The sequence below is a fragment of the Streptomyces sp. ERV7 genome, from assembly GCF_001653515.1.
In the GTDB taxonomy this organism is placed as follows: Bacteria; Actinomycetota; Actinomycetes; order Streptomycetales; family Streptomycetaceae; genus Streptomyces.
The window spans coordinates 122,808-145,188 of sequence record NZ_LYOY01000040.1 but is presented as its reverse complement, the minus strand read 5'-3'; the positions used below and the strand labels follow the sequence as shown (position 1 = coordinate 145,188).

Below are 22,381 nucleotides of genomic sequence, written 5' to 3'. Positions count from 1 at the left end.
GAGTGCGACGCGGTGTTCGAGACGGTCCTGACGCGACGGCGGGAGCGGCGCTACGCTGCGCGGACATTCGCACCCAGGAGGTACGCATGCGTCGCTCCGCCGTCCGCAGTCTCTCGTTACTGGCCGTCGCCGCGGCCGTGGCGACCTCGGTCGCGGCCGCCCCGCCGAGCACCGCGCCCCCGCCCGCCAAGACGCCCGAGGCGGTGGGGTACGGCGGCGCCGTCGCCAGCGTCGACGTGGACGCCACCGCCGCCGGTATCGAGGTGCTCCGGCACGGCGGCAACGCGGTGGACGCGGCCGTCGCCACGGCCGCCGCCCTCGGCGTCACCGAGCCGTACTCGTCGGGCATCGGCGGCGGCGGATTCTTCGTCTACTACGACGCCGGGTCCCGCACCGTGCACACCATCGACGGCCGCGAGACCGCGCCGCACTCCGCGACCTCCTCCCTGTTCCTGGAGGACGGCAAGCCGCTCCCGTTCCCGGACGCGGTGACCAGCGGACTCAGCGTCGGCACCCCCGGCACCCCGGCCACCTGGGACGCCGCCGTCGACGCCTGGGGGACCAAGCCGCTCAGCCGGCTGCTGGGGCCCGCCGAGCGGATCGCCCGCGAGGGCTTCACCGTCGACGACACCTTCCGCCAGCAGACCGCCGACAACCAGGCGCGGTTCGCCGACTTCCCGGACACGGCCCGGCTCTTCCTGCCGGGCGGACAGCTCCCGGTGGTCGGCTCGAAGCTCACCAACCCCGATCTCGCGCGCACCTACGAGGAGTTGGGGCGCAAGGGCGTCGACGCGGTCTACCGCGGCGACCTGGGTCGCGACATCGTACGGACGGTCCGCAAGCCCCCGGTGGCGCCCGGCTCCCGCCGCGTCGCGCGCCCCGGCGACCTCACCGAGAAGGACCTGCGGTCGTACGCGGTCGAACGGCGGGCCCCGACGAAGGTGGACTACCGGGGCCTGAAGGTCTACGGCATGGCGCCCTCGTCCTCGGGCGGCACCACGGTCGGCGAGGCGCTCAACATCCTGGAGCACACCGACCTGTCGAAGGCGTCCGAGGTCCAGTATCTGCACCACTACATCGAGGCGACCCGGGTGGCGTTCGCCGACCGGGGCCGCTGGGTGGGCGACCCGGCCTTCGAGGACGTACCGACCAAGGGCCTGCTCTCGCAGAGGTTCGCGGACTCGCGCGCCTGCCTCATCAGCGACACCAAGGCGCTGACCAGCCCGCTGGCGCCCGGCGACCCCCGCCACCCGGCGCCGTGCGCCACCTTGGGCCAGGCCTCGCCCACCACGTACGAGGGCGAGAACACCACGCATCTGACGGTGGCCGACAAGTGGGGCAACATCGTCTCGTACACGCTCACCATCGAGCAGACCGGCGGCAGCGGCATCACGGTCCCCGGCCGGGGCTTCCTGCTGAACAACGAGCTCACCGACTTCTCGTTCGCCCCGGCGAGCCCGGCCGTCCACGACCCGAACCTGCCGGGGCCGGGCAAGCGGCCGCGCTCCTCGATGTCGCCGACGATCGTGCTCGACGGGCGCGGCAGGCCGGTGATGGCACTCGGCTCGCCGGGCGGCGCGACCATCATCACCACGGTGCTCCAGTCGCTCGTCGGGCACCTCGACCGGGGCCTGTCGCTGGTCGACGCCATCGCCGCGCCGCGCGCCAGCCAGCGCAACGCGGCGAAGACCGAGCTGGAACCCGGGCTCTACGACAGTCCACTCCGGGCCCAACTGGAGGCACTGGGGCAGGCGTTCACGCTCAACCCCGTGATCGGGGCGGCGACCGGAGTGGAACGGCTGGACGACGGCCGCTGGGTGGCGGCGGCCGAGAAGGTCCGGCGCGGCGGCGGCTCGGCGATGGTGGTGCGCCCAGCTGGGTGACACTTCGTCAGAATCCGTCCGCCGGGCGGGTGAAGCGGGCGCGGCCCTCGTCCTTCACGGGACGGGGGCCGCGTTTCATTTGATGTGACCGGAGTTGACGCGCTCATGCAAACGGGGCAGATTGCTTCGAGTCAGGTAAGGAAACTTTCCTAACAGGAGGGTCCCCCCACGTGCGTACGCGAAAGCTCGCCCTCGCCGCCGCCTCCGGTGCCGCCCTGCTCGCCACCGCGGCCCTGCCCGCCACCGCCTCGAACGCGACCCGCGCCGCCGCCCCCACCCGTGCCGAGGAGGGCTCGGTCGGCGCGGCCGATCTGCTGGCCAAGGTGACGACCTGTGCGCAGATCTCCAGCGGCAAGTACAGGACCGACAACGAGACCTCCGCGACCGTCCCGGTCTGCGGCAAGAACGGCGCCGTGTTCTGGAAGGCCGACCTCGACGTCGACTGCGACGGCCAGACCACCAGCGCCTGCAACCGGGGCACCGACCCGTGGTTCCAGGGCGACACCGCCTTCCACCAGTCCAACGGCAAGCCCCTGAACGCCGAGAAGCTGCCCTATGTCGTCGTGCCGAGCTCCAGCTCGATCTGGAACTACGCGTCGGCCGGGATAAAGGGCGGTGGTGTGGTCGCCGTCGTCTACCACGGCAAGGTCGCGTACGCGGTGGTCGGCGACACCGGCCCCTCCAGGATCATCGGTGAGGCGTCCTACGCCACCGCCAAGGCGCTCGGGATAAACCCCGACCCGGCCACCGGCGGTGCCGAGTCCGGCGTCACGTACATCCTCTTCAAGAACTCGCAGGCGAAGCCGATCGAGAGCCACAGCGCGGCGGTCTCGCTCGGCGACGAGCTCGCCAGGCAGTTCATCGCCGACAACTGACAGCGGTGGGCCGCCCGGCACGGGCCGCCCGGCACGGGCCGGGCGGCCCGGGTGCGCGCTCGCTACTTCGGCGGGCACACCTTCCACGAGAAGTGGTACGTGGTCGTGATGCTGGCGTCGGTCGAGTCCATCGTGATGAAGCTGGTGGTGTTGACCGTGTCGGAGGTGCCGGCTCCGGCCCGCAGCTCGGTGTTGATGTTCAGATAGCGCTCCTCCCCGCAGGCCTTGTAGACGATGGCGGCGACGTCGGTGGTGTCGTTGGTCTGCCAGTCGTCCTCGAACGGCCCTTTGAACGGGTGGGTGATGTAGGCCGTCTGCGACATGCCCTGGAAGTAGTAGTTGGCCCGCTCCTGCGCGGTCGCGCCCTTCTCCAGATGGGCGAAGCCGCGGTAGTCGGCCGAGGCGATCCCGTAGGTGAAGCCCTGCGGTACGTGGACGTTCAGCGCGAGCTGGCAGTTCTTTCTGATGTCGGTCGGCGAGGCACCCTTGCCGACCTGGGCCAGGTAGTGGCTGTACGTGACGGTGAACGCGGTGTTGTCGGGGGAGACCGCGATGGCCGCGGTGTTCGCCGGGCACCCCGAGCCGTTGACGGTCACGAGGTCGATCACGATCTTGTCGGGCGGTGGGGTGCCCCAGCCGCCGGGGGTGTGGGCGGACGCGCTGAGCGGGGCGGCCAGAAGGACGGCTGATGCGCCGCCGATGGCCAGTGCGTTGAACATGACGCTCCCTTCGGTCATGTCGCCAGCCCGGTTCTCCTGTGGGGGGTTGGCGGGACCATGACAGCAGAACGTCACGTTCCGGGACAGGTACGGACCAGCCACGGTGCGCCGCTCTCGCGGCGAGTAGGGTGGCCCGTTCTTGGCGGCGGGATTCGGCCGTGCGCCGCGCCCCTGGGGGGCGGTTGTTCGGCTGCGGGTGCGTCGTGGCTCGTCGCGCAGTTCCCCGCGCCCCCAGAGAGGTGCGGCCTGCTCAGGGTCGCGTGAGGATGCGGGGACCCTTGTCTGTTATCGCCACCGTGTGTTCCGCGTGGGCCGCCCGCACGCCGGTGACCGTGCGCAGGGTCCAGCCGTCGGGGGCCGGGAAGTAGTCGTCCGTGCCGTCCGCGATCAGCATCGGCTCGATCGCGAGCACCATGCCGTGCCGCAGCGTCATGCCCCGGCCCGGGCGGCCCTCGTTGGGCACCCCCGGGTCCTCGTGCATATGGCGGCCGATGCCGTGGCCGCCGAAGCCGTCCGGGATGCCGTAGCCCGCGCCCCGGCACACCTTGCCGATCGCGTGCGCGATGTCGCCGATGCGGTTGCCCACGACCGCCGCCGCGATGCCCGCTTCCAGCGCCTCGTACGCCGTCGAGACCAGCCGGACGTCCTCGGCCCGCGCCCGGCCGACCGTGAAGCTGATCGCCGAGTCCCCGGCCCAGCCGTCCAGGACCGCCCCGAAGTCGACGCTCACCAGGTCGCCGTCGCGCAGCCGGTAGGTGTCCGGGATGCCGTGCACGATGGCGTCGTTGACGGAGACGCAGGCGACCGCCGGGAAGGGGACCGGCGCGAAGTCCGGGTGGTAGCCGAGGAAGGGCGAGGACGCGCCCGCCGCCCGCAGCACCTCGTGGGCCACCGTATCGAGTTCCAGCAGGCTGACGCCGACGCCCGCCGCGTCCCGGGCCGCGGCGAGCGCCCGCGCGACCACCCGCCCGGCCTCGCGCATCGCGTCCATCTGTATGTCCGTCTTGATCTCCACCATTCCAATTACTATACCGGTCGGGTGGAGTGCTCATGCAGGCGGCCGTACGGGTGACGCTCGCTGAGGCGACGTCAGAGGGCTTCCAGGACGGTCGCGTTGGCGAGCCCTCCCGCCTCGCACATGGTCTGGAGGGCGTAGCGCGCCCCACGCTGCCGCATCGCGTGCACCAGCGTCGTCATCAGCCGGGTGCCGCTGGCGCCCAGCGGGTGGCCGAGCGCGATCGCGCCGCCGTGCACGTTGACCTTCGCGAGGTCGGCGCCGGTCTCCTGCTGCCAGGCCAGCACCACGCTCGCGAAGGCCTCGTTGACCTCGAACAGGTCGATGTCGCGGAGGCCCAGCCCCGCCTTGCGCAGCACCTTCTCGGTGGCGGGGATGACCCCGGTGAGCATCAGGACCGGGTCCGAGCCCGTCACCGCGAAGCTGTGCAGCCGGGCGAGCGGTCGCAGTCCGAGCCGCGCCGCGGTCTCGCTGGAGGTGATCAGTACGGCCGAGGCGCCGTCGTTGGTGGGGCTGCTGTTGCCCGCCGTCACCGACCAGTCGATCTGCGGGAAGCGCTCGGCGAAGCCCGGGTCCACGAACGACGGCTTCAGCCCGGCGAGGATCTCCGGCGTCGTCGTGGGGCGCACGGACTCGTCCCGCGTCAGCCCGGCGATCGGTGCGGTCTCGGCGTCGAACAGTCCGGCGCCCCAGGCCGCGGCGGCCTTGTGGTGCGAGGCGGTGGCGAACTCGTCCATCCGCTCCCGCCCGATCGACCACTTCGCCGCGATCAGCTCGGCGCTGATGCCCTGCGGGACGAGGCCCTCCGGGAAGCGGGCGGCCAGCCCCGGGCCGAACGGGTCCTTGCCGGCCGGCACGTTGGACCACATCGGCACCCGGCTCATCGACTCGACCCCGCAGGCCACGACCAGGTCGTACGCCCCCGAGAGCACGCCCTGGGCGGCGAAGTGGACGGCCTGCTGCGAGGAGCCGCACTGGCGGTCCACGGTCGTCGCCGGAACGCTGTCCGGGAACCCGGCGGAGAGCCATGCGTACCGGGTGGTGTTCATGGCCTGTTCGCCGACCTGGTCGACGGTGCCGCCGATCACGTCGTCGACCAGTGCCGGGTCGACACCGCTGCGCTCGACGAGGGTGCGCAGGGTGTGGGCGAGCAGTTCGACGGGGTGCGTCCGGGAGAGCGCCCCGCCCGGCTTCCCCTTTCCTATCGGGGTACGGACGGCTTCCACGATCACGGCGTCACGCATCGCGTGCTCCTCGGCTCTGCTCGGGTGCTGCTCGGGGCCTACCCGCGCTACTCGTGAGTAGGTTGGAAAACTGGATTCACTGTAGCCCGGCAGAGGGAGGAATCCAAGGGTTGGAAAATCCAATGCACTGCCGTTCCTGGCTTACCGTGGAGCCATGACGTCGCAGAAGAACTCCCGGCCCTGCTCGATCGCCGACGCGCTCGCGGTCGTGGGGGAGAAGTACGCGCTGCTAGTCCTGCGCGAGGTCTTCTTCGGAGTGCACCGCTTCGACGCGATCGCCCGGAACGTGGGCGCCCCCCGCGACATCCTCACCGCCCGGCTGCGCCGGCTCGTCGACGCGGGCGTCCTGGAGAAGGTGCTCTACAACGAGCGGCCGGCGCGGTACGAGTACCGGGCGACCAAGGCGGGGCAGGAGCTGCGGCCGGTGCTCCTGATGCTGATGCGCTGGGGCGACCGGCATCTCGCGGATGTGCCGCCCACGGTGTGGCAGCACTCCTGCGGGGCCGATCTGGACCCGGCGATCACGTGCCGCGCCTGTGGCGAGGAGGTCCATCGGCGCGATGTGACGCCGCGGTTCCAGGTGGCGGGGTGGAGTGCGGAGGGGCACCAGGTCGTGCCGGTCGTCCCGGCCGCCTGCGTCTTCGACCTCGGGCGCGGTGGCGACTGGCGCGCCCGCCCGGACGCGGCCACCGGCCGGGCTGCCTGCGAGGCCGCGGGCACCGAGGTCGCCCAGGGCGGCGTGGGCGCCGGGACCGGGGCGGTCGCGGGCGGCCTCAAGGGCGGGGTCGGCACCGCGAGCGCGACCCTGCCCTGCGGCGCCACCGTCGGCGCCCTGGTCGTCGTCAACGCCGCGGGGTCGGTGTTCGACCCCACCACCGGCGCCCTGTACGGGGTGCCGGGGCGCGTCGCGTACCCCGAACCGGACGTCCACGAGGCGGCCTCCAGGCGCCTGGAGGAGACCCGGGCCGGCTCCGGGCTGCCGCCCCTGAACACCACGCTCGCGGTCGTCGCCACCGACGCGCCGCTCACCCGGCCGCAGGCCCAGAAGCTCGCGGGCACCTCGCACGACGGGCTGGCCCGCGCGATCCGGCCGGTGCATCTGATGCACGACGGCGACACCGTCTTCGCCCTCGCCACCGGAAGCGGCGAGCCGCCGTCGCCGGTCGACCTCAACGCCGTGCTGGCGGCGGGCGCGGATGTGGTGGCCCGGGCGATCACCCGGGCGGTGCTCGCCGCCGAAGGGGTGGACGGGCCCGGGGGGACATTCCCGTCCTACCGGGACCTGTACGGAAGTTGAGGCCCGGCACCTGCCGTCATGTGGCGTGAGTCACGATCCGCGTCCGCAACCATTCGGCTCATGTGAATGCTCTGTGCACGTACTGGAGTAAGGCCCGCACAGATGGAGCAGCCCGTGACCTCGCCCGACACCGCCGCGCAGCCGCAGTCCCGCACCCCGCAGCAACTGCGCGTCCGGCGCAGGGCGTTCGCCGCCGCCTCCGCGCTGCTGCTCGGCGCCCTGACGCTGACCGCCTGCGGCGGCAGCGCGTCCGGCTCCGACAAGGGCGACGGCAAGGGCAAGGGCGGCGACTCGGCCGCCGCCGCGGACATCTCCACGCTGAAGATCACCATCTCGGCGAAGAACGGCTCCACCAACGCGAGCATCAACAGCACCGCCGTCACCGCCCAGGGCGGCAGGCTGAGCCAGGTCACCATGACCGAGACGCAGTCCGGCAAGGCGGTGGCCGGCGCGCTCGCCGCCGACGGGCTGTCCTGGAAGCCCACCGGGAAGGTGGAGCGCGGCACCCAGTACAAGATCATGGCGACCGGCAAGGACGACAAGGGCCGGGCCGCGACCGAGAACTCGGCCTTCACCACGGTCTCCTCGAAGGACAGCTTCATCGGCACCTACACCCCGGACAACGGCGCGACCGTCGGCGTGGGCATGCCGGTCTCGTTCGACTTCAACAAGCCCATCACCGACAAGAAGGCCGTCCAGTCGCACATCACGGTCAGCTCCAGCAGCGGCCAGCAGGTGGTCGGCCACTGGTTCGGCAGCCAGCGCCTCGACTTCCGGCCGCAGGAGTACTGGAAGGCCGGGTCCAAGGTGACGATGAAGATCGAGCTGGACGGGGTGCAGGGGGGCAAGGGTATCTCCGGTGTGCAGTCCAAGACCGTGACCTTCACCATCGGCCGCAACCAGGTCTCCACGGTCGACGCCGGGACGCAGCAGATGACCGTGCGGCAGGACGGCAGGACCGTCAAGACCATCCCGGTCTCGACGGGCAGCGCCGAACACACCACGTACAACGGGCAGATGGTGATCTCCGAGAAGTTCACCGAGACGCGGATGAACAGCGCGACGGTCGACTTCGGCGGCGAGTACGACATCAAGGACGTGCCGCACGCCATGCGCCTGTCCCAGTCGGGGACCTTCCTGCACGGCAACTACTGGTACAAGGGCGACCCGTTCGGCAACGCGGGAACAAGCCACGGCTGCGTGGGTCTCCGGGACGTCCGGGGCGCCCAGGGGGACACCCCCGCCAAGTGGTTCTTCGATCACTCGCTGATCGGTGACGTGGTGACCGTCAAGGGCTCGCCGGACAAGACGATCGCGCCCGACAACGGCCTGAACGGCTGGAACATGGCGTGGTCCGAGTGGCAGGCGGGCAGCGCCGTCTGACGGCCCGGCGGAGCGCGGCCCGGCGCACCGCCCCGGGCCGGCTCCCCCGCCGTTCCAAGCCGTTCCAAGCCGATGAGAATGTTTCGGCCATGCCCGCTGCGCGAAGCGCGCACAGGGGCTACGTTGAGCACCCTCTACGTGACGAACAGCTACGGCGGGGAGACGCCTTGGTGCCCAACGAGTGCGAGTACGAGACGGCCGAGGAGCATGTCACCGGTCTGCTCGGTCGCGCGCTGAACTCGTTCGATCTGCCGGACGAGCTGGTGGAGAGCCTCGGCTCGGCCCTCGCGCACACCACTTCGCTGCACTCGTCGCTGCACGCCTCGGGCGGTCCCGGCCGCCCCCGGCTCAGCCGCGAGACCTTCCGCCACACCTATCTCCTCCTCGACGGCGCCACGGTCACCCTCTGGGAGGTCACACACGGCCGGGGCAACGAGGTGTACGCGGACGAGGAGAGCGCTCTGGTGGCCGCGGCCCGGCTGCGCGAGCGGGTCCTGCCCGATCTCGCGCCCGGGTTCGCGGCGGACGACCTGGACCCGGGCCTCAGCGATCTGGAAGTCCTCAGCGGGCTGGCGCCGGTGGAGCGCGCCGGGACGGGCAGGACGTACGAGGCGGACGACTCGGCCGACCATGCGCGGCGGCTGCTGCGCCGCGCCGAGAACCCGGACCGGCCCGGCGCGAGCGTGGCCCGCCTGCTGCGCGGGGCCCTCGCCCACCGCATCACCCGGGCCCTGGGCGGCCACGGCGGGGCGGCCGGGCGCGGCGGGGTCATCCTGTACGAGCACGCGTTCCTGCTCCTCGACGGGGTCGAGCTGAGCCTGTGGGAGGTCGAGCACACGGCGACGCCGGACGGCAGCCATATGTGCGAGGTGTACGCGGCGGAGCAGTCGGCGCGGGCCGCGATGGAGCGCCGGGCGCGGGTCTCCTGACCCCTCTGGGACACAAAGACGCCGGGCGGGACGGAGAGAACTCCGTCCCGCCCGGCGTCGTGCGGTGCTATCGGCTCGGGCGACGCCTCACGGCGTCAGGGCCGGCTCCTTGGTGACCTCGTCGGACGGGAGGTCGTCCGCCGCGCCTTCCAGGTGCTGCTTCGGCTTGGCCGGCAGCAGGAACATCGCGACGAAGATCACCGCGCAGACACCCGACACGACCCACAGCGAGCGCTGGAAGGCGTCCGAGAAGGCCGGGCCGATCTCGGCGAACTGGAGGTCGTCGTCGATCGAGCCGAAGAAGACGACCGAGACCAGGCCGAGGCCCAGCGCGTTGCCCATCTGCATCACGGTGTTGATCAGGCCGGACGCCGAACCCGCGTGCTCCTTCGGGACCTCGGAGAGGACCGCGTCGGTGAGCGGGGCGACGATCAGGCCCATGCCGATACCGAGCACCACCAGGGGCAGCGCCATCTGCCAGGACTTGATGTCCATGCCGAAGTGGTCCGCCTCCCAGCTGTAGAGCAGCATGCCGACGAGGGTCACCAGCGCACCCGCCTGGAGGACCTTGCGGCCGAACCTGGGCACCAGCGACTGGACGGACATGCCGGCCGCGGCCGACATGGCGATGGAGAACGGGATACCGGTCAGACCGGCCCGCAGCGCGCTCCAGCCCAGGCCTATCTGCATGTACAGCGTCCACACCAGGAAGAAGATGCCCATCGCGAGGCCGAACGTCAGCTGCACCGCGATGCCCGCCGCGAAGCTCTTCACCCGGAACAGCGAGAGCTCCACCAGCGGCGAGCCGTCCTTGCGCGCCTTGAACCGCTCGTACGCCACGAGCGCGGCGAAGACGACCAGGCTGCCGGCCATCGAGAGGTGGCCCCACAGCGGCCAGCCCAGCTCACGGCCGCGGGTCAGCGGGTAGAGCAGCATCAGCAGGCCGAGGGTGACCAGGGCGACGCCCACCAGGTCGAGCTTGAGCGCCTTGGGCGCCTTGGACTCGGTGATGAACTTGGCGCCCAGGATCAGACCCGCGATGCCGACCGGCAGGTTGATCAGGAAGATCGGACGCCACTCCAGGCCGAACAGGTTCCACTCGGTCAGCAGCGCACCCAGGATCGGGCCGCCGACCGCGCCCAGGCCGATGACCGCGCCGAACATGCCGAACACCTTGCCGCGCTCCTCCGCCGGGAAGGTCGCGTGGATGATCGAGAGCACCTGAGGCACCATCAGGGACGCCATGGCGCCCTGGAGGATGCGGGAGGCGACCAGCATCTCCGGGTTGCCCGCGAAGCCGCAGAGCGCCGAGGCGATGGTGAAGCCGGTCATGCCTATGAGGAAGAGCGTCTTGCGGCCGTGGATGTCGCCGAGACGGCCACCGGTGATCAGACCGGCGGCGAAGGCCAGGGCATACCCCGCGGTGATCCACTGGATCGAGGCGAAGGTCGCCCCGGTGTCCTTCTGGATCGAGGGAATCGCTACGTTGACGATCGTGACGTCGACCAGGTCCATGAAGGCCGCGGTCATCACGATGGCCAGGGCGAACCACCGTCGGCGGTCGTTCGCGGCGGCCGCTGTGCCGGGGGCCGCGGCTTCTGGGGGATGGGGTGTGGTGGAGGTCATGGAAAGAAGTTAGACCTTATGTAGGTCAGACCGCGTCCTAATTTTGCCGCATCCTGGATCTCATGACGGACACCCCGGCTCGGCTCCTCCAGCTCCTGTCCCTGCTCCAGACGCCCCGAGAGTGGCCCGGCGGCGAGCTCGCGGAGCGCCTGAGCGTCTCGCGGCGCACGGTCCGCCGGGACGTCGACCGGCTGCGCGACCTCGGCTACCCGGTCCAGGCGACGCTGGGCGCGGAGGGCGGGTACCGCCTGGTGGCCGGGAAGGCGATGCCCCCGCTGGTCCTCGACGACGAGGAGGCGGTGGCCATCGCGGTCGGGCTGCGGGCGGGCGCGGGGCACGCGGTCGACGGGGTGGAGGAGGCGTCGGTGCGGGCACTGGCCAAGCTGGAGCAGGTGCTGCCGTCCCGGCTGCGGCACCGGGTCTCCTCCCTGCAGGCCGCGACGATGCCGCTGGTGGGGCCGTGGCGGGGCGACGGTGCGAGCGGCGGTGGTGTGCGCGGGCGGTGGAGCTCGGACCGGCCGAGGTGGCGGAGCGGGCGGCGCGGCTGCGGGAGGCGCTGCACCAGGAGCTGACGGCGTAGGCGCCGCGCAAGCGGGGGTGCGCCAATCGGGTTTGCGCTGGTCGGCGGGGTGACGTACTGTTGTGTTCACCGACGCGGGGTGGAGCAGCTCGGTAGCTCGCTGGGCTCATAACCCAGAGGTCGCAGGTTCAAATCCTGTCCCCGCTACTGTGTGAAGCGGCCCGCATCCTTGAGGATGCGGGCCGCTTCGTCGTGTGTGCGTCCGCAGGCGGTCAGAGCGTGCGGTTCAGCAGGGCGAGCAGGGCGTCCCAGTGACGGGCGTCCCCGGCCGCGTCGTACGCGGCGGTGTCGGCCTGGGTGAAGCCGTGCTGGGCTCCCTGGTAGACCTCGGCCTCGTGGCGGACCCCGGCCGCCGAGAGCGCCTTGTTGAGGCGTTCGATCTGCTCGGCGGGCATGCCCGGGTCCTGGTCGGCGTGGCCGAAGTACAGCTCCGCGGTGATGTGTTCGGCGAGCAGGTGGGGGCTGTCGGGGGCGTCGGTGGCCATCCGGCCGCCGTGGAAGCCGGCCGCCGCCGCGACCCGCTCCGGGAAGGATCCGGCGGTACGCAGGGCGAGGCCCGCGCCCATGCAGTAGCCGGTGACGCCCACCGGTCCGTCCGTGGTCAGCGGGGAGTCGGCCAGCCAGCGCAGATACGCGTCCGCGTCACGTACGACCAGTTCGGGGGTGAGGGCGAATATGTGCGGGCCGATGGTGTCGAAGAGGTCCGGCCGCTGCTCCGGGTCGATGAACTCGGGCAGCTCGACGATCGGCGCCCGGCCCGCGCGGTAGAAGACGTTGGGGACCAGGACGGTGTAGCCGGCCGCCGCGATGCGGTCGGCCATCCCGTTGAGGTGGGGGCGGAGCCCGAAGGCGTCCATGTAGAGCAGGACCGCGGGGTGCGGGGTGTTGTCGTCGGGGTGGACGAGATAGGCGTCGGCGGTGCCGTCCTGCGTGGGGATGTCCACGGAGGTTGCGAGCACTGTGGTCATGAACGTCTCTCTTCTCGTTCGTTCTTACACGTGGGACACGTCGACAGCGTGTCACAACCACCCGAACGCGAAGATCCTTTTCTTGCCGTTCCGCACCGGTTGGACAGATCCGACGTACGGCGTTTTCCGGCCGTTTCCCGTTCCGCAGGCCGGATTTGAGCCGATCGGCCCCTCGAACGCGTCGGGCCCGCCGGTGCGGCTGCGGCGGTGTGGCTGCCGCGCACCGTCCCGACGGGCCCTGCCCGGCCCGGAGTTGGCCGGTACCCAACGGCGTCAGGTCAGCACGACGACCTTGTGCATGCCCTCGGCGACGTGCGGACGCCCGGTCTTGTCGTCCGGCACGAAGCAGAGCAGCACGTACGTGCCCGGGGGCAGGTGGTGGGTCTCAAGGAGCGCGGTGCGGCCCGGGGAGATGACGCCGAGGCCGAGGGACGGGCCGGTGAACGGCGGCTGCCCGGAGCCGTTGCCACCGAAGAACTTCTGGATCTGGGCGTCGGTGGTGCCGGGCTTGACGGGCTGGAGCGCCATCTCGTGGAGCTCGTCCGAGGCGTTGTGGACGAGCACGTTGTCCGTGGCCCGGTGGAGGCCGTTGACGTCGAAGCGGGGACCGCCCGAGGTCTCGTGGGTGATCACGATGCTGTCGGGGAAGTCCGCGAGGTCTCCGGCCGACTCACCGCGCAGGTTGAGCATGCGGGTGACCGGGTGGGCCGGGTCCTTCAGGAACGCGGTGAAGTCCAGGAGGACGACGGGACCCGCCCCGACCGGGGTGGTGAAGGTCTCCGAGACGGACGGGGTGACCTGGGCGCCGCCGAGCGCGTCCGCCTCGTCACGCACCGCGGAGATGCCCTGCGCCGCAGCGGCGGGCTTCATGCTGACGGCCTTGCCCAGGTCGGCGAGCACCTTGCGTACGGTGACACCGCGGTGCGGCCGGAAGGCCTGGAGGAAATGGCCGTTCGGGTCGTCGGTCCTCACATGGAAGGCGACCAGGCCGGCCTGTGCGGTCTCGGGTGCGTGGATGCCCGAGGCCCCGATCTTCACCTCGACGACGTTGCGGTCGTGGTCGCCGTGCTCCCCGCGGGCGGTGGCGTCGGCGGTGGCGGCGCCACCGAGGGCGGTGGCGAAGGCCAGGGCGGCGGCGGCCGCCGCCCTGGTCCCGTTGTGCAGCAGTGCGGTACGCATGGATCTCCTGTCGTCGCGTGACCCCCGGTCACAGGGCAGCACCTTCGGCGCCGGGTGACCGTCAGCCACGCAGACGGCGGGTCCGTTCGGGGGATCCCCGGGCGGGCGGCGCCCGCTCAGTGCGGCTCGCGCACCGCCCGGTCCACGAGGGCCGCCGCGCCACCGGTGTACCGGGCCGGGTCGCACAGCTCGGCCAGTTCCCCGGGGGTGAAGTGGCCGCGCAGCTCGTCCGACTCGGCGAGCACGTCCGCGAGCGGGCGGCCGGAGTGCTGGGCCGTGTGCGAGGCCCGGGTCAGCGCCTGCTTGGCCTCGGCCTTGCCCAGCCTCGGTGCCAGTACGGCGGCGATCCGCTCGGAGACGATCTGGCCACCGGTCAGCGCCAGGTTCTCGGCCATCCGCTCCGGCCGCACTTCGAGCCCCTCGGCCAGTTCGACCAGGGTGTGGGTGGCGCCCCCGGTGAGCCGCAGACACTCGCGCAGCAGCTGCCACTCGGCGTGCCAGGCCCCGGCGGAGCGCTCGTCCTCGGAGAGCATGCACTGGGTGACGCCCGCCGCCAGGACGGGCACCTGCAGTGCCGCGCTGCGCAGCAGGGTCGCCAGGACCGGGTTGCGCTTGTGCGGCATGGCCGAGGAGCTGCCGCGCCCGGTGACCGCGGGCTCGGCGACCTCCCCGACCTCGGTGCGCGTCAGCGACTGCACATCCACCGCGATCTTGCCGAGTGCGGCGGCCGTGAAGGCCAGGGCGGCCGCGAGGTCCACGACGGGCGTGCGCAGGGTGTGCCAGGGCAGCTCGGCCGTGGCCAGGCCCATCTCCCGCGCGAAGGCCTCGGTGAGCCGTACCGTGTACTCGCCCGGGTCCAGCGGCCCCTCGCCGTCGAGGCGCGCGTACTCCAGATATCCGGCGACCGTTCCCGCCGCCCCGCCGAGGGAGACCGGCAGCCCGCCCTCCAGGACACGCGCCAGGCGCAGGTCGGCGTCGAGCAGCAGCTTGCGCCAGCCCGCCGCCTTCAGGCCGAACGTGGTGGGGACGGCGTGCAGGGCCAGGGTGCGGCCCGCCATGGCGGTGTCGCGGTGCCGCCGGGCGAGCCCGGCCAGGGCGTCGGCGGACCTGGCCAGGTCGGCGCGCATCAGCCGCAGCGCCCGCTGGGCCACCAGCATCGCGCCGGTGTCGAAGATGTCCTGGCTGGTGGAGCCGCGGTGCACGTAGTTCGCGGCCGCCGGGTCGACGGCGGCGACGCGCCGGCTGAGCGCCTGCACCAGGCCCACCACCGGGTTGGCGGTCTCCCGCGCGGCCAGCGCCAGCTCCCTCAGATCGAGGTGCTCGGCGCGGGCCTCGGCGCCGATGACCTCGGCGACCCGCTGCGGCAGGGTGCCGAGCCGGGCCTGCGCCCGGGCCAGCGCGGCCTCGGCGTCGAGCATCGCCCGCAGCCACGCCAGATCGCCGACGGCCTCCTCGACGGGGGTGCCGGCGCGGACCGGCGAGAGCAGACCGGAGTCGAGCAGGCTGTCGCGGTGGCTGGTCATACGAGGGCTCCTTGCGCACGGTCCGCGGCGGCGGCCGGGGCCGTGGGACGGGGGGCGAGTGCCAGGACAGCGCGGGCGATGGCGTCGGAGTCGGCCAGGGTCACCGAGTCCACCCCCGGCCGGATCCCGGCCGCGGTCACCCAGTGCACGGCCTCGGTGGGCACACCGTAGGCGAACCGGCGCGGGTGCGCCCGGCCCCTGGAGTCGCGGACGCGGTAGGGCCGCTCGGCGACGGCGAGACCGCCGGTCTCGTACCCGGCCCCGCCCGCGATCGGCACCCGGTGGTGCACGGCCTGCCCGGTGGCGACCAGATGCTGGAGCAGCGGGTCGGCGGCGCGCCGCAGATCCGCCTCGGGCAGCCGCGCCTCGATCAGCACGTGGGCCCGCAGGGGCGGTCCGGGAACGGCCCGGGACTGGGCGACGAAGGCGTGGTTGACCGTGTCGATGCGTATCTCGGTCTGCGGGCCGGTGAGTTCGAGGACGCCCGCCTCGATGAGCGCGATCATCTCCTCGATGCGCGAGGTGGGCGGGCCGATGGAGAGGAAGGCGTTCAACGGCGTGTACCAGCCGTCGAGTTCGTCGCGGTGCGAGTCCCCGCGCAGACCGCTGTGGTCGACCGCGAGCCGGATCTCGTTGCGCAGATCGCGCAGGACGTCCAGGGCGGACTTGAGGGGGCCGCTGAGGTTGCCCTGTCTGGCTTCGCGCACGTCGTCGCGCAGATACCGGAGCAGCCAGTCGCGGAACGCGTCCCGGTCGCCGAACTCCTCACCTTCGTACGGGCGCGACAGCCGCTCCCAGCTCCAGCGCTCCGCCTCGGGTATACCGGCCGCGTCGAGCAGCGCGCTCCGGCCCTCGGCGCTCTCGCACGCCAGGAAGCCGTCGACCAGGGCCGTGCGCTCGGGGTCGCGGCCGTGGGCGGTGAGCCAGGTGCCGTAGTAGACGCTCTCCACCTCGCGGGTGATCAGCGGCCATAACTCCTCGCGCAGTCCGATCCGTTCCCCGCCGTCGGCACGCTTGCGCAGCGTCTCGACGTGCTCGGGGGTGAGCAGGCGAGGGTAGTAGCGCTCCGAGGCGCCCTTCTCGTTCTCGCCGCGCGCGTGGTACGGAACGCCTCGGCGGGACATGGCGTACATCACCGGCTCCTGCCCCGAGGGCCGGTAGACCAGACGGCCGTCGACGCGCTCGAAGGAACCGCCGCGTCCCTGGGTGAGCAGGGTCATGTGGTCGAAGAAGTTGAGGCCGAGGCCGCGCAGCAGGACCGGCTCGCCCGGCTCGACGACGCTGAGGTCGAGGTCGGCGGGGTTGGCGGGCTGGAGGTAGCGCAGACCGTGGACCCGGGCGAGGCTGGCGGTCCGCTCCTCGTGGGCGGTGGGCCGCACCGGAACGTGGCCCTGGGCGAGGACGACGGCGTCCAGACCGCTGAGCCAGGTGCCGTCGGAGAGACCGACGGCCTGCTCGCAGTCGGCCTCTCCGTGGCTGTCCGCGAGGGCGACGGCACGCGCGCGGTGGATCTCGATCGTGACGTGCGCGGGGGCGCGCCGGACCACCTGCTGGAACATCGCGGAGAGGTAGCTGCCGTAGAAGGCGCGGCTGGGGTAGGTGTTCGGCCCCAGGTCGCGGGCCTCGGCGAGGGTCTGCTCGTCGTGACCGGCGTGCCCGCCGGAGGCGGCCAGCTCCCTGGCCCACTCCTCCAGGGTGGGGCCGGGCTCGATGGGCCCCTCGATGCGCGAGGCGTCGTCGGTGTGCACGGTGATCTGGGACGCCACCGTGTTCATCAGCAGCAGCCGGGACTGGTCGGTGCGCCACACCGCACCGGAGCCCGGCTCGCACGGCTCGACCACGTGCACGGTGACCGCCGGGTGCGTCGGCTGCGCCCGCTCGTTGGCGCACAGCCGCTCCAGCACCGAGAGACCGCGTGGTCCGGCGCCGACCAAGCACACCGTCCTGGAAACGCCACTCCTCATACCCACACACTCCTGTCGTCCTGCCCGGTGCCTTCGGGGGCGGTGAGGACCGACTTCCGGCGGAACCGGCTGGTTCGACGCCGCTTGTCGCTCCTCACAGCGGGACGATAGCCATGGTGAGGTTGTTGGAGCCAAGGACCCCGATCAACTGCGGCATGGTGCACAGGTGTTGGTCGTGCGGCGCTCAACTCGCGGGAGAGGGAGAACGCGCAGGTCACAGCGGCTATCCCGGACATACCCGGATGGCGTCGGCATGTCGCGCGGGTGGCCGCGAGCCCGCACGATGGACAAGCGGAAGCAGGCAGTCCATAGCAGGGCCGCCCGTGCGGACCCTTCCGCCCGGAGGTGCGGGAGCGATGTGGCGACCTGACGGCTGGGACGTACGGGTGCGCATCGGCGTGCTCACCCCTCACGCCGATGTGGGCCCCGAGTCGGAGTTCCGCGCGATGGCGCCGCCCGACGTGGGCGTGCACGCCGCCCGGGTGCCGTTCGGCGGGATGCGGCACGGCGGCGCCATGGATCCCACGATCCCGCTCGCCCCCGTGCGGGCCTTCGCCGAGCCGCCGTACGTCGACGAGGCCGCCGCCCAGCTGGCCACCGCGCCCCTGGCGGCCCTCGCCTACGCCTTCACCAGCTCCGCGTACGTCATCGGCGCGGACGGCGAGGCGGCGATGCTCACCCGTCTCGCGGCCCGCGCCCACGGCCTGCCGGTGGTGGCCACCTGCGCCTCGACGGTGGAGGCCCTGCGCCTCCTGGGCGCCACCCGGCTCAGCCTGGTGGACCCGCCGTGGTTCGACACCGAGCTCAACGGCCTCGGCCGCGCCTATTACGAGGCCGCCGGCTTCGAGGTGTGCTTCTCCGCGCCCTGCGGCCTGCCCAGCGGGCAGGCTCTGATCCGGCCGGGCGAACTGCACGACTGGGTGGCCGCCCATGTCCCCGAGGAGGCGGAAGCCGTCGTCGTGGGAGGCAACGGATTCCGGGCCGTGGGGATGGTGGAGAACCTCGAACTCACCCTCGGGCGCCCGGTACTGACGGCAAATCAGGTACTACTGTGGGCGGCACTGCGCGCGGCCGACAGCGGCACCGCCGCGATCACGGGGTACGGGCGGCTGTTCGCCCTGGACACCCCGTCCTTGTAGGTGTGCGACCCTTCGCGACCTTCTCGGACAAGACCGTCTCGTACGAGAGGGGCGACCGGGGCCGCACCACCTCACCGCTCCGAGGTCACTCGGCCACCCGCAGGACGATCTTGCCCCGGGTGCGGCCCGAGGCCTGCCGCCGGTGGGCCTCGGCGACCTCCTCCAGCGGCAGCACCGCCGCCACCTCGACCTTGATCGCTTCGGCGTCGATCAGACCGGCCAGGGTGGTCAGGGCCGTACCGTCCGGCTCCACCAGGTACGGCGTGGCCCGCACACCGGCCGCGGCGGCCCGCTCGGCGAGCTCGCCGGACACACCGGAGGGGACGGCGACGAGAAGGCCGCCCGGGCGCAGCACGGCGAGGGAGCGCGTGCTGGTGCTGTCGATCTCGTCACCGACGAGGTCGACGACCACGTCGAGGCCGGACAGCTGCTCCTCGAAGGGGGCGGCGGTGTAGTCGACGACCTCGTCGGCGCCGAGCTCCCGCAGCCAGGCGTGCTTGCCCGCGCTGGCCGTGGCGATGACGTGGGCCCCGAGGTGCTTGGCGATCTGGACGGCGAAGTGACCCACGCCACCCGCGGCGGCGTGGATCAGCACGCGCTGCCCGGGGCGCACGTCGGCGGTGTCCACCAGGATCTGCCAGGCGGTGAGCGCGGCGAGCGGGACGGCCGCGGCCTCGTCGTGGTTCAGGGTCACGGGCTTGCGGGCGAACTGCCGGGCGGGAGCCGTGACGTACTCGGCGTAGCCGCCGGCGGCGCGGGGGAACCAGGGCATGCCGTACACCTCGTCGCCCACCTCCAGGGTGTGCACGCCGAAGCCGACCTCCTCGACCACTCCGGCGACGTCCCACCCGAGGACGAACGGCGGCTCGCCGAGGACCCCGGCCATGCCGTGGCCCTCGCGCGTCTTGACGTCGACCGGGTTGACCCCGGCGGAGACGACGCGCACCAGGACCTCCGTCGGCAGCGGCACGGGGCGCGGGGCCTCGGTGACCCGCAGGACCTCGGGGCCGCCGAAGGCGGACTGGGTGACGGCGCGCATCGTGGGCGTGGGGTGGGACATGACTGACTCCTCGGTTGCGGGGCCGACTGCACCCGCGCGGTGAACGGTGCGCCAAAACTATGGGAGGGGTAGTAGTAACCTGCAAGGGCACCTACTATCTTTTGGATAGTATCGACTCGATCGCGCCCCCACGCGGAGGAACCGCCCATGAGCAGGAACTGCGACACCGGCAGCCACGACAAGCACGACGTCTACGCGGCCCTGTGCCCCTGCCGCAATCTGCTCGAACTGCTGGCCAACAAGTGGAGCGCGCTGGCGATCGGCGCCATGGAGGACGGCCCCGTACGGTTCGGGGCACTGCAGCGTGTGCTCCAGGGCGTCAGCCCCAAGGTCCTCACCCAGACACTGCGCCGCCTGGAGGAGGCGGGACTGGTGTCCCGGACGGTCTACCCCGCCGTACCCCCGCATGTCGAGTACGCCCTGACCGAGCTGGGCCACAGCGCCGCCGAGCCGCTGGCGCACATGCGCGACTGGGCGGAGCGGAACGTGGATCTGCTGTACGCCGGGCAGTGAACGCCGCCGCCCGAAGGTGACTCGTGTAGGGATCACTAGCCCAGGGCAACCCTGACAGCTCCTTCTGCCCTTTCAGGTCGAAGAGGGACGCAAAACGCGTCACCCGGGCCCGGAGCGGGTCCTTCCGGTGCGCCCGGGGTGTCAGAGTCCGAGGGCGGCGCCCACACCGGGCGCCGATGGATGAGCTACCTGACCCAAGGAGTTTTCTCGTGGGGAAGAGAGTCACCACCCTGCTGGCCACCGCCACCCTCGCCACCATGGCCCTCGTCGGGCAGGCGAGCGCGACACCCTCGCACCACACGCCGTCCACCACCACGGCCAAGTCGCCGGCGGCGCGGGGCGATTCCAACCAGACGCGGTATGCGCCGTTCACCCTCAACCACAACCAGTCGGTCAGCTCCGACACGGCCCGGCTGATCATGCAGTCCGACGGCAACCTGGTCATCTACGACGAGTTCAACCGGGCCCGCTGGGCCTCGAACACCGTCGGCCAGGGCTGGACCGCCCGCTTCCAGACGGACGGCAACTTCGTCGTCTACACCCGCTCCAACCGCCCGGTGTGGGCCTCCAACACCGACGGCCGCCCCGGCTCGCGCCTCGTCGTCCAGGACGACGGCAACGTGGTCATCTACGACGGCAGCCGCGCCGTGTGGGCGTCGGGCACCAACCACTGACGACGCATCGCGGCAAACCCTGATCAGCTCTGTTCCGGCAGGCCGGGCACGCGCGGGCCCGGCCTCGCCGACCTGCGTTCCCACCCGCCCGCCCAGCGGGCCGTGTACTCCTCGCGCGCCTGGGCGACCTGGGTCAGATGCGTCCGGGACCACTCACAGGTGGCGTCGAGCGGGGCGATCAACGAACGGCCGAGCAGGGTGAGTTCATACTCCACCCGAGGCGGGTTCTCGTCGTACACGGTACGGGTGAGGAAGCCGTCCCGCTCCATCGCGCGCAGGGTCTCCGTCAGCACCTTCGGGGTGATCCAGTGCAGCGGAACCCGCAGTTCGGAGAATCTGCGCGGGCCGTCCTCCAGACAGCGCAGGACCACCCCGGTCCACTTGTCGCCGACGCGGAAGGGCACCGGACCACCCTCGCATTCGGGCCTCTCGAAGAGGTCGGCGGGCAGGGGCGCGGGGGTGGGACGGTCGATCATGGAGCCGACGCTAGCCCAGTATCTTTGCAGTAACCAGGGGGGCCGGCCCTAGCGTTCCGGTCATGACGACGAACGCGCGTTCCGCGCACTCCGCGAACCCCTCCGACTCCCCCAAGCGCATCGCCGTGTTCGGCGCGGGCGGCCGGGTGGGCCGGGCCGTGGTGGCCGAGGCGGTGGCCCGCGGCCACGCCGTGACGGCCGTGGTGCGCGACCCGGCGAAGTATCCCGGCCTCGGCTCCGACGCCGTGACCGTGGTACGCGGCGACGCCACCGACGCCGCCTCCGTGAAGGACGCGGCGGCCGGTCACGACGCGGCCGTGAACGCCTCGGTGCGGCTTGACATGCCCTCCGAGGAGTACTTCGTCTCCGCCGCCGAAGCCCTGGTCGACGGTCTCACCGCGGCCGGGGTGGGCCGGCTCGTGGTACTGGGCATCGCCACGACGCTGGAGACGGCGCCGGGTGTGCGGATCATGGACGCACCGGAGTTCCCGGAGCAGTACCGGGTGTTCTCCCAGGGGCACGTGGCCGAGTTCGCGACGCTGGGCGCGGCCGGGCCCGAGCTCGACTGGCTGATGGTGGTACCGCCCCTCGACCTGGACGCGCGGGCCCCGCGCACCGGCCGCTACCGCACGGCCCTCGGCACGGTCCTCGACGGCCCGGGGCACATCGCGCACCCCGATCTGGCACTCGCCGTGCTGGACGAGATCGAGGTGCCGGGGCACAGCCGGGTGCAGCTGGCCGTGGCGGACTGACCCGCCTCCGCGAGGGTCACAGGTCGTCCGTCCACTCCACCGCGTAGTACTTCAGCCACTCGTCCTGCGCGACCAGGCTCATTCCCGCCGCGCTCATCACCCGCTGGGAAGCGATGTTGTCGTGGGCCGTGTCGCCCTTGACGCGGGTGATGCCCTGCTCGCGGGCGAACAGCAGCAGGGCGCGCAGCGCTTCGGTGGCGTATCCGTTGCCCTGGACCGAAGGCACCAGGCCGTAGCCGATCGTGACGGTCCCGTCGAGGTCGGGGGCGCCGTGGAAGCCGAGGCCGCCGATGGCGCGGCCGTCCTCGCGGCGCCGGATCTCGTACGTCCCGAACGGCTGCGGGTCCCGACCGCCCTCGCATGTCTCCAGGTAACGCCGGGCACCGGCGGTGTCGGCCTCGGTGGGGTACCCGGGCGCCCAACCGGCGTTCCCGCCCGGCTCGTCCGCGGTCAGCGCCAGGGCTTCCTCGACGCTCATCGGGTGCAGGACGAGCCGTGCTGTTACGAGACATTCCATAACCGGTGGGATATCACCGGGTATGGCGCGCCGCAATCGGATTGTCCCAGCCGGGTTCCCTCGGG

The 22,381-nt window shown here is 72.0% G+C and carries 20 protein-coding genes, 1 tRNA gene and 1 pseudogene; 11 read left to right on the top strand and 11 right to left on the bottom strand.

What is annotated here, in order from left to right:
- Positions 1-86: 86 nt before the first annotated feature.
- Together ggt and A8W25_RS15190 are read left to right on the top strand one after the other, a co-directional pair.
- Entirely contained in the window at positions 87-1,883 is a 1,797-nt protein-coding gene (gene ggt / locus A8W25_RS15195; RefSeq protein WP_199831759.1) for a gamma-glutamyltransferase, read from the top strand.
- A 170-nt stretch (positions 1,884-2,053) separates the two neighbouring features.
- The gene (locus A8W25_RS15190) at positions 2,054-2,758 is read left to right on the top strand and encodes a glycoside hydrolase family 75 protein (RefSeq protein ID WP_067161729.1); all 705 of its coding nucleotides are present in this window, start codon (positions 2,054-2,056) and stop codon (positions 2,756-2,758) included.
- Positions 2,759-2,820: 62 nt separating this feature from the next.
- Here A8W25_RS15190 and A8W25_RS15185 read toward each other — a convergent pair whose 3' ends face one another.
- From A8W25_RS15185 to A8W25_RS15175, 3 genes are all read right to left on the bottom strand, one after another.
- Positions 2,821-3,477: a DUF4360 domain-containing protein gene (locus A8W25_RS15185; RefSeq protein WP_067164082.1), complete on the bottom strand. Its 657-nt coding sequence runs from the start codon at positions 3,475-3,477 to the stop codon at positions 2,821-2,823.
- Positions 3,478-3,727: 250 nt separating this feature from the next.
- On the bottom strand, positions 3,728-4,495 hold the full coding sequence (gene map, locus A8W25_RS15180) for a type I methionyl aminopeptidase (RefSeq protein WP_067161726.1): 768 nt from the start codon (positions 4,493-4,495) through the stop codon (positions 3,728-3,730).
- A 71-nt stretch (positions 4,496-4,566) separates the two neighbouring features.
- A complete protein-coding gene (locus tag A8W25_RS15175) occupies positions 4,567-5,736 on the bottom strand; it encodes a thiolase family protein (RefSeq protein WP_067161723.1) in 1,170 nt (389 codons plus the stop codon).
- A gap of 154 nt (positions 5,737-5,890) precedes the next feature.
- Between A8W25_RS15175 and A8W25_RS15170 the strand changes: the two genes are divergently transcribed.
- The 3 genes from A8W25_RS15170 (at position 5,891) to A8W25_RS15160 (ending at position 9,345) form a co-directional block, all read left to right on the top strand.
- Positions 5,891-7,033 (top strand): P1 family peptidase, encoded by a 1,143-nt coding sequence (locus A8W25_RS15170; RefSeq protein WP_158942555.1) that lies wholly within the window; start codon positions 5,891-5,893, stop codon positions 7,031-7,033.
- A 102-nt stretch (positions 7,034-7,135) separates the two neighbouring features.
- The gene (locus A8W25_RS15165) at positions 7,136-8,416 is read left to right on the top strand and encodes a L,D-transpeptidase (protein WP_079126100.1); all 1,281 of its coding nucleotides are present in this window, start codon (positions 7,136-7,138) and stop codon (positions 8,414-8,416) included.
- A 167-nt stretch (positions 8,417-8,583) separates the two neighbouring features.
- Entirely contained in the window at positions 8,584-9,345 is a 762-nt protein-coding gene (locus A8W25_RS15160) for a DUF6227 family protein (RefSeq protein ID WP_234386465.1), read from the top strand.
- An 87-nt stretch (positions 9,346-9,432) separates the two neighbouring features.
- On the opposite strand, the gene A8W25_RS15155 is transcribed toward A8W25_RS15160, so the two are convergent.
- Complete coding sequence (locus A8W25_RS15155) at positions 9,433-10,971, bottom strand: MFS transporter (protein WP_067161717.1); 1,539 nt, start codon at positions 10,969-10,971, stop codon at positions 9,433-9,435.
- A gap of 62 nt (positions 10,972-11,033) precedes the next feature.
- Between A8W25_RS15155 and A8W25_RS15150 the strand changes: the two are divergent.
- Positions 11,034-11,453 (top strand): annotated as a pseudogene (locus A8W25_RS15150) (helix-turn-helix transcriptional regulator); the annotation flags it as partial.
- Positions 11,454-11,624: 171 nt separating this feature from the next.
- Positions 11,625-11,698, top strand: a tRNA-Met gene (locus tag A8W25_RS15145).
- 65 nt (positions 11,699-11,763) lie between these two features.
- Here A8W25_RS15145 and A8W25_RS15140 read toward each other — a convergent pair.
- From A8W25_RS15140 to A8W25_RS15125, 4 genes are all read right to left on the bottom strand, one after another.
- Positions 11,764-12,519 (bottom strand): dienelactone hydrolase family protein, encoded by a 756-nt coding sequence (locus A8W25_RS15140; RefSeq protein ID WP_067161714.1) that lies wholly within the window; start codon positions 12,517-12,519, stop codon positions 11,764-11,766.
- A 273-nt stretch (positions 12,520-12,792) separates the two neighbouring features.
- On the bottom strand, positions 12,793-13,698 hold the full coding sequence (locus A8W25_RS33445; RefSeq protein WP_067161711.1) for a hypothetical protein: 906 nt from the start codon (positions 13,696-13,698) through the stop codon (positions 12,793-12,795).
- A gap of 116 nt (positions 13,699-13,814) precedes the next feature.
- Positions 13,815-15,221, bottom strand: coding sequence for a 3-carboxy-cis,cis-muconate cycloisomerase (gene pcaB / locus A8W25_RS15130; protein ID WP_067161709.1), 1,407 nt, complete (start codon positions 15,219-15,221; stop codon positions 13,815-13,817).
- Positions 15,218-17,185, bottom strand: a complete 1,968-nt coding sequence (locus A8W25_RS15125; RefSeq protein WP_067161706.1) for an FAD/NAD(P)-binding protein — start codon at positions 17,183-17,185, stop codon at positions 15,218-15,220. Before A8W25_RS15125 ends, pcaB begins: the two co-directional genes overlap by 4 nt.
- A gap of 356 nt (positions 17,186-17,541) precedes the next feature.
- On the opposite strand from A8W25_RS15125, the gene A8W25_RS15120 reads away from it, so the two are divergent.
- Positions 17,542-18,324: a maleate cis-trans isomerase gene (locus A8W25_RS15120; RefSeq protein ID WP_067161704.1), complete on the top strand. Its 783-nt coding sequence runs from the start codon at positions 17,542-17,544 to the stop codon at positions 18,322-18,324.
- Between the two features lie 85 nt (positions 18,325-18,409).
- Here A8W25_RS15120 and A8W25_RS15115 read toward each other — a convergent pair whose 3' ends face one another.
- A complete protein-coding gene (locus A8W25_RS15115; protein ID WP_067161701.1) occupies positions 18,410-19,384 on the bottom strand; it encodes an NADP-dependent oxidoreductase in 975 nt (324 codons plus the stop codon).
- 147 nt (positions 19,385-19,531) lie between these two features.
- Between A8W25_RS15115 and A8W25_RS15110 the strand changes: the two genes are divergently transcribed.
- Together A8W25_RS15110 and A8W25_RS15105 are read left to right on the top strand one after the other, a co-directional pair.
- Positions 19,532-19,897 carry a winged helix-turn-helix transcriptional regulator gene (locus tag A8W25_RS15110; protein WP_067161698.1) on the top strand — a complete coding sequence of 122 codons (366 nt, stop codon included), beginning with the start codon at positions 19,532-19,534 and terminating at the stop codon, positions 19,895-19,897.
- Between the two features lie 209 nt (positions 19,898-20,106).
- The gene (locus A8W25_RS15105) at positions 20,107-20,571 is read left to right on the top strand and encodes a hypothetical protein (protein ID WP_067161696.1); all 465 of its coding nucleotides are present in this window, start codon (positions 20,107-20,109) and stop codon (positions 20,569-20,571) included.
- 23 nt (positions 20,572-20,594) lie between these two features.
- Here A8W25_RS15105 and A8W25_RS15100 read toward each other — a convergent pair whose 3' ends face one another.
- Positions 20,595-21,047: a winged helix-turn-helix transcriptional regulator gene (locus A8W25_RS15100; RefSeq protein WP_067161693.1), complete on the bottom strand. Its 453-nt coding sequence runs from the start codon at positions 21,045-21,047 to the stop codon at positions 20,595-20,597.
- A gap of 62 nt (positions 21,048-21,109) precedes the next feature.
- On the opposite strand from A8W25_RS15100, the gene A8W25_RS15095 reads away from it, so the two are divergent.
- A complete protein-coding gene (locus A8W25_RS15095) occupies positions 21,110-21,799 on the top strand; it encodes an NAD(P)-dependent oxidoreductase (protein ID WP_199831758.1) in 690 nt (229 codons plus the stop codon).
- A 16-nt stretch (positions 21,800-21,815) separates the two neighbouring features.
- Here the strand turns inward: A8W25_RS15095 and A8W25_RS15090 are convergent, their stop codons facing one another.
- Positions 21,816-22,316, bottom strand: a complete 501-nt coding sequence (locus A8W25_RS15090; protein WP_067161691.1) for a GNAT family N-acetyltransferase — start codon at positions 22,314-22,316, stop codon at positions 21,816-21,818.
- Between the last annotated feature and the right edge of the window lie 65 nt (positions 22,317-22,381).

Bases quoted from the DNA above. Each gene is read 5' to 3' on its own strand.
- ggt (WP_199831759.1), top strand. From the start codon at position 87: ATGCGTCGCTCCGCCGTCCGCAGTCTCTCGTTACTGGCCGTCGCCGCG.
- A8W25_RS15185 (WP_067164082.1), bottom strand. From the start codon at position 3,477: ATGTTCAACGCACTGGCCATCGGCGGCGCATCAGCCGTCCTTCTGGCC.
- map (WP_067161726.1), bottom strand. From the start codon at position 4,495: ATGGTGGAGATCAAGACGGACATACAGATGGACGCGATGCGCGAGGCC.
- A8W25_RS15175 (WP_067161723.1), bottom strand. From the start codon at position 5,736: ATGCGTGACGCCGTGATCGTGGAAGCCGTCCGTACCCCGATAGGAAAG.
- A8W25_RS15170 (WP_158942555.1), top strand. From the start codon at position 5,891: ATGACGTCGCAGAAGAACTCCCGGCCCTGCTCGATCGCCGACGCGCTC.
- A8W25_RS15165 (WP_079126100.1), top strand. From the start codon at position 7,136: ATGGAGCAGCCCGTGACCTCGCCCGACACCGCCGCGCAGCCGCAGTCC.
- A8W25_RS15155 (WP_067161717.1), bottom strand. From the start codon at position 10,971: ATGACCTCCACCACACCCCATCCCCCAGAAGCCGCGGCCCCCGGCACA.
- A8W25_RS15140 (WP_067161714.1), bottom strand. From the start codon at position 12,519: ATGACCACAGTGCTCGCAACCTCCGTGGACATCCCCACGCAGGACGGC.
- A8W25_RS33445 (WP_067161711.1), bottom strand. From the start codon at position 13,698: ATGCGTACCGCACTGCTGCACAACGGGACCAGGGCGGCGGCCGCCGCC.
- pcaB (WP_067161709.1), bottom strand. From the start codon at position 15,221: ATGACCAGCCACCGCGACAGCCTGCTCGACTCCGGTCTGCTCTCGCCG.
- A8W25_RS15125 (WP_067161706.1), bottom strand. From the start codon at position 17,185: ATGAGGAGTGGCGTTTCCAGGACGGTGTGCTTGGTCGGCGCCGGACCA.
- A8W25_RS15120 (WP_067161704.1), top strand. From the start codon at position 17,542: ATGTGGCGACCTGACGGCTGGGACGTACGGGTGCGCATCGGCGTGCTC.
- A8W25_RS15115 (WP_067161701.1), bottom strand. From the start codon at position 19,384: ATGTCCCACCCCACGCCCACGATGCGCGCCGTCACCCAGTCCGCCTTC.
- A8W25_RS15110 (WP_067161698.1), top strand. From the start codon at position 19,532: ATGAGCAGGAACTGCGACACCGGCAGCCACGACAAGCACGACGTCTAC.
- A8W25_RS15100 (WP_067161693.1), bottom strand. From the start codon at position 21,047: ATGATCGACCGTCCCACCCCCGCGCCCCTGCCCGCCGACCTCTTCGAG.
- A8W25_RS15095 (WP_199831758.1), top strand. From the start codon at position 21,110: ATGACGACGAACGCGCGTTCCGCGCACTCCGCGAACCCCTCCGACTCC.
- A8W25_RS15090 (WP_067161691.1), bottom strand. From the start codon at position 22,316: ATGGAATGTCTCGTAACAGCACGGCTCGTCCTGCACCCGATGAGCGTC.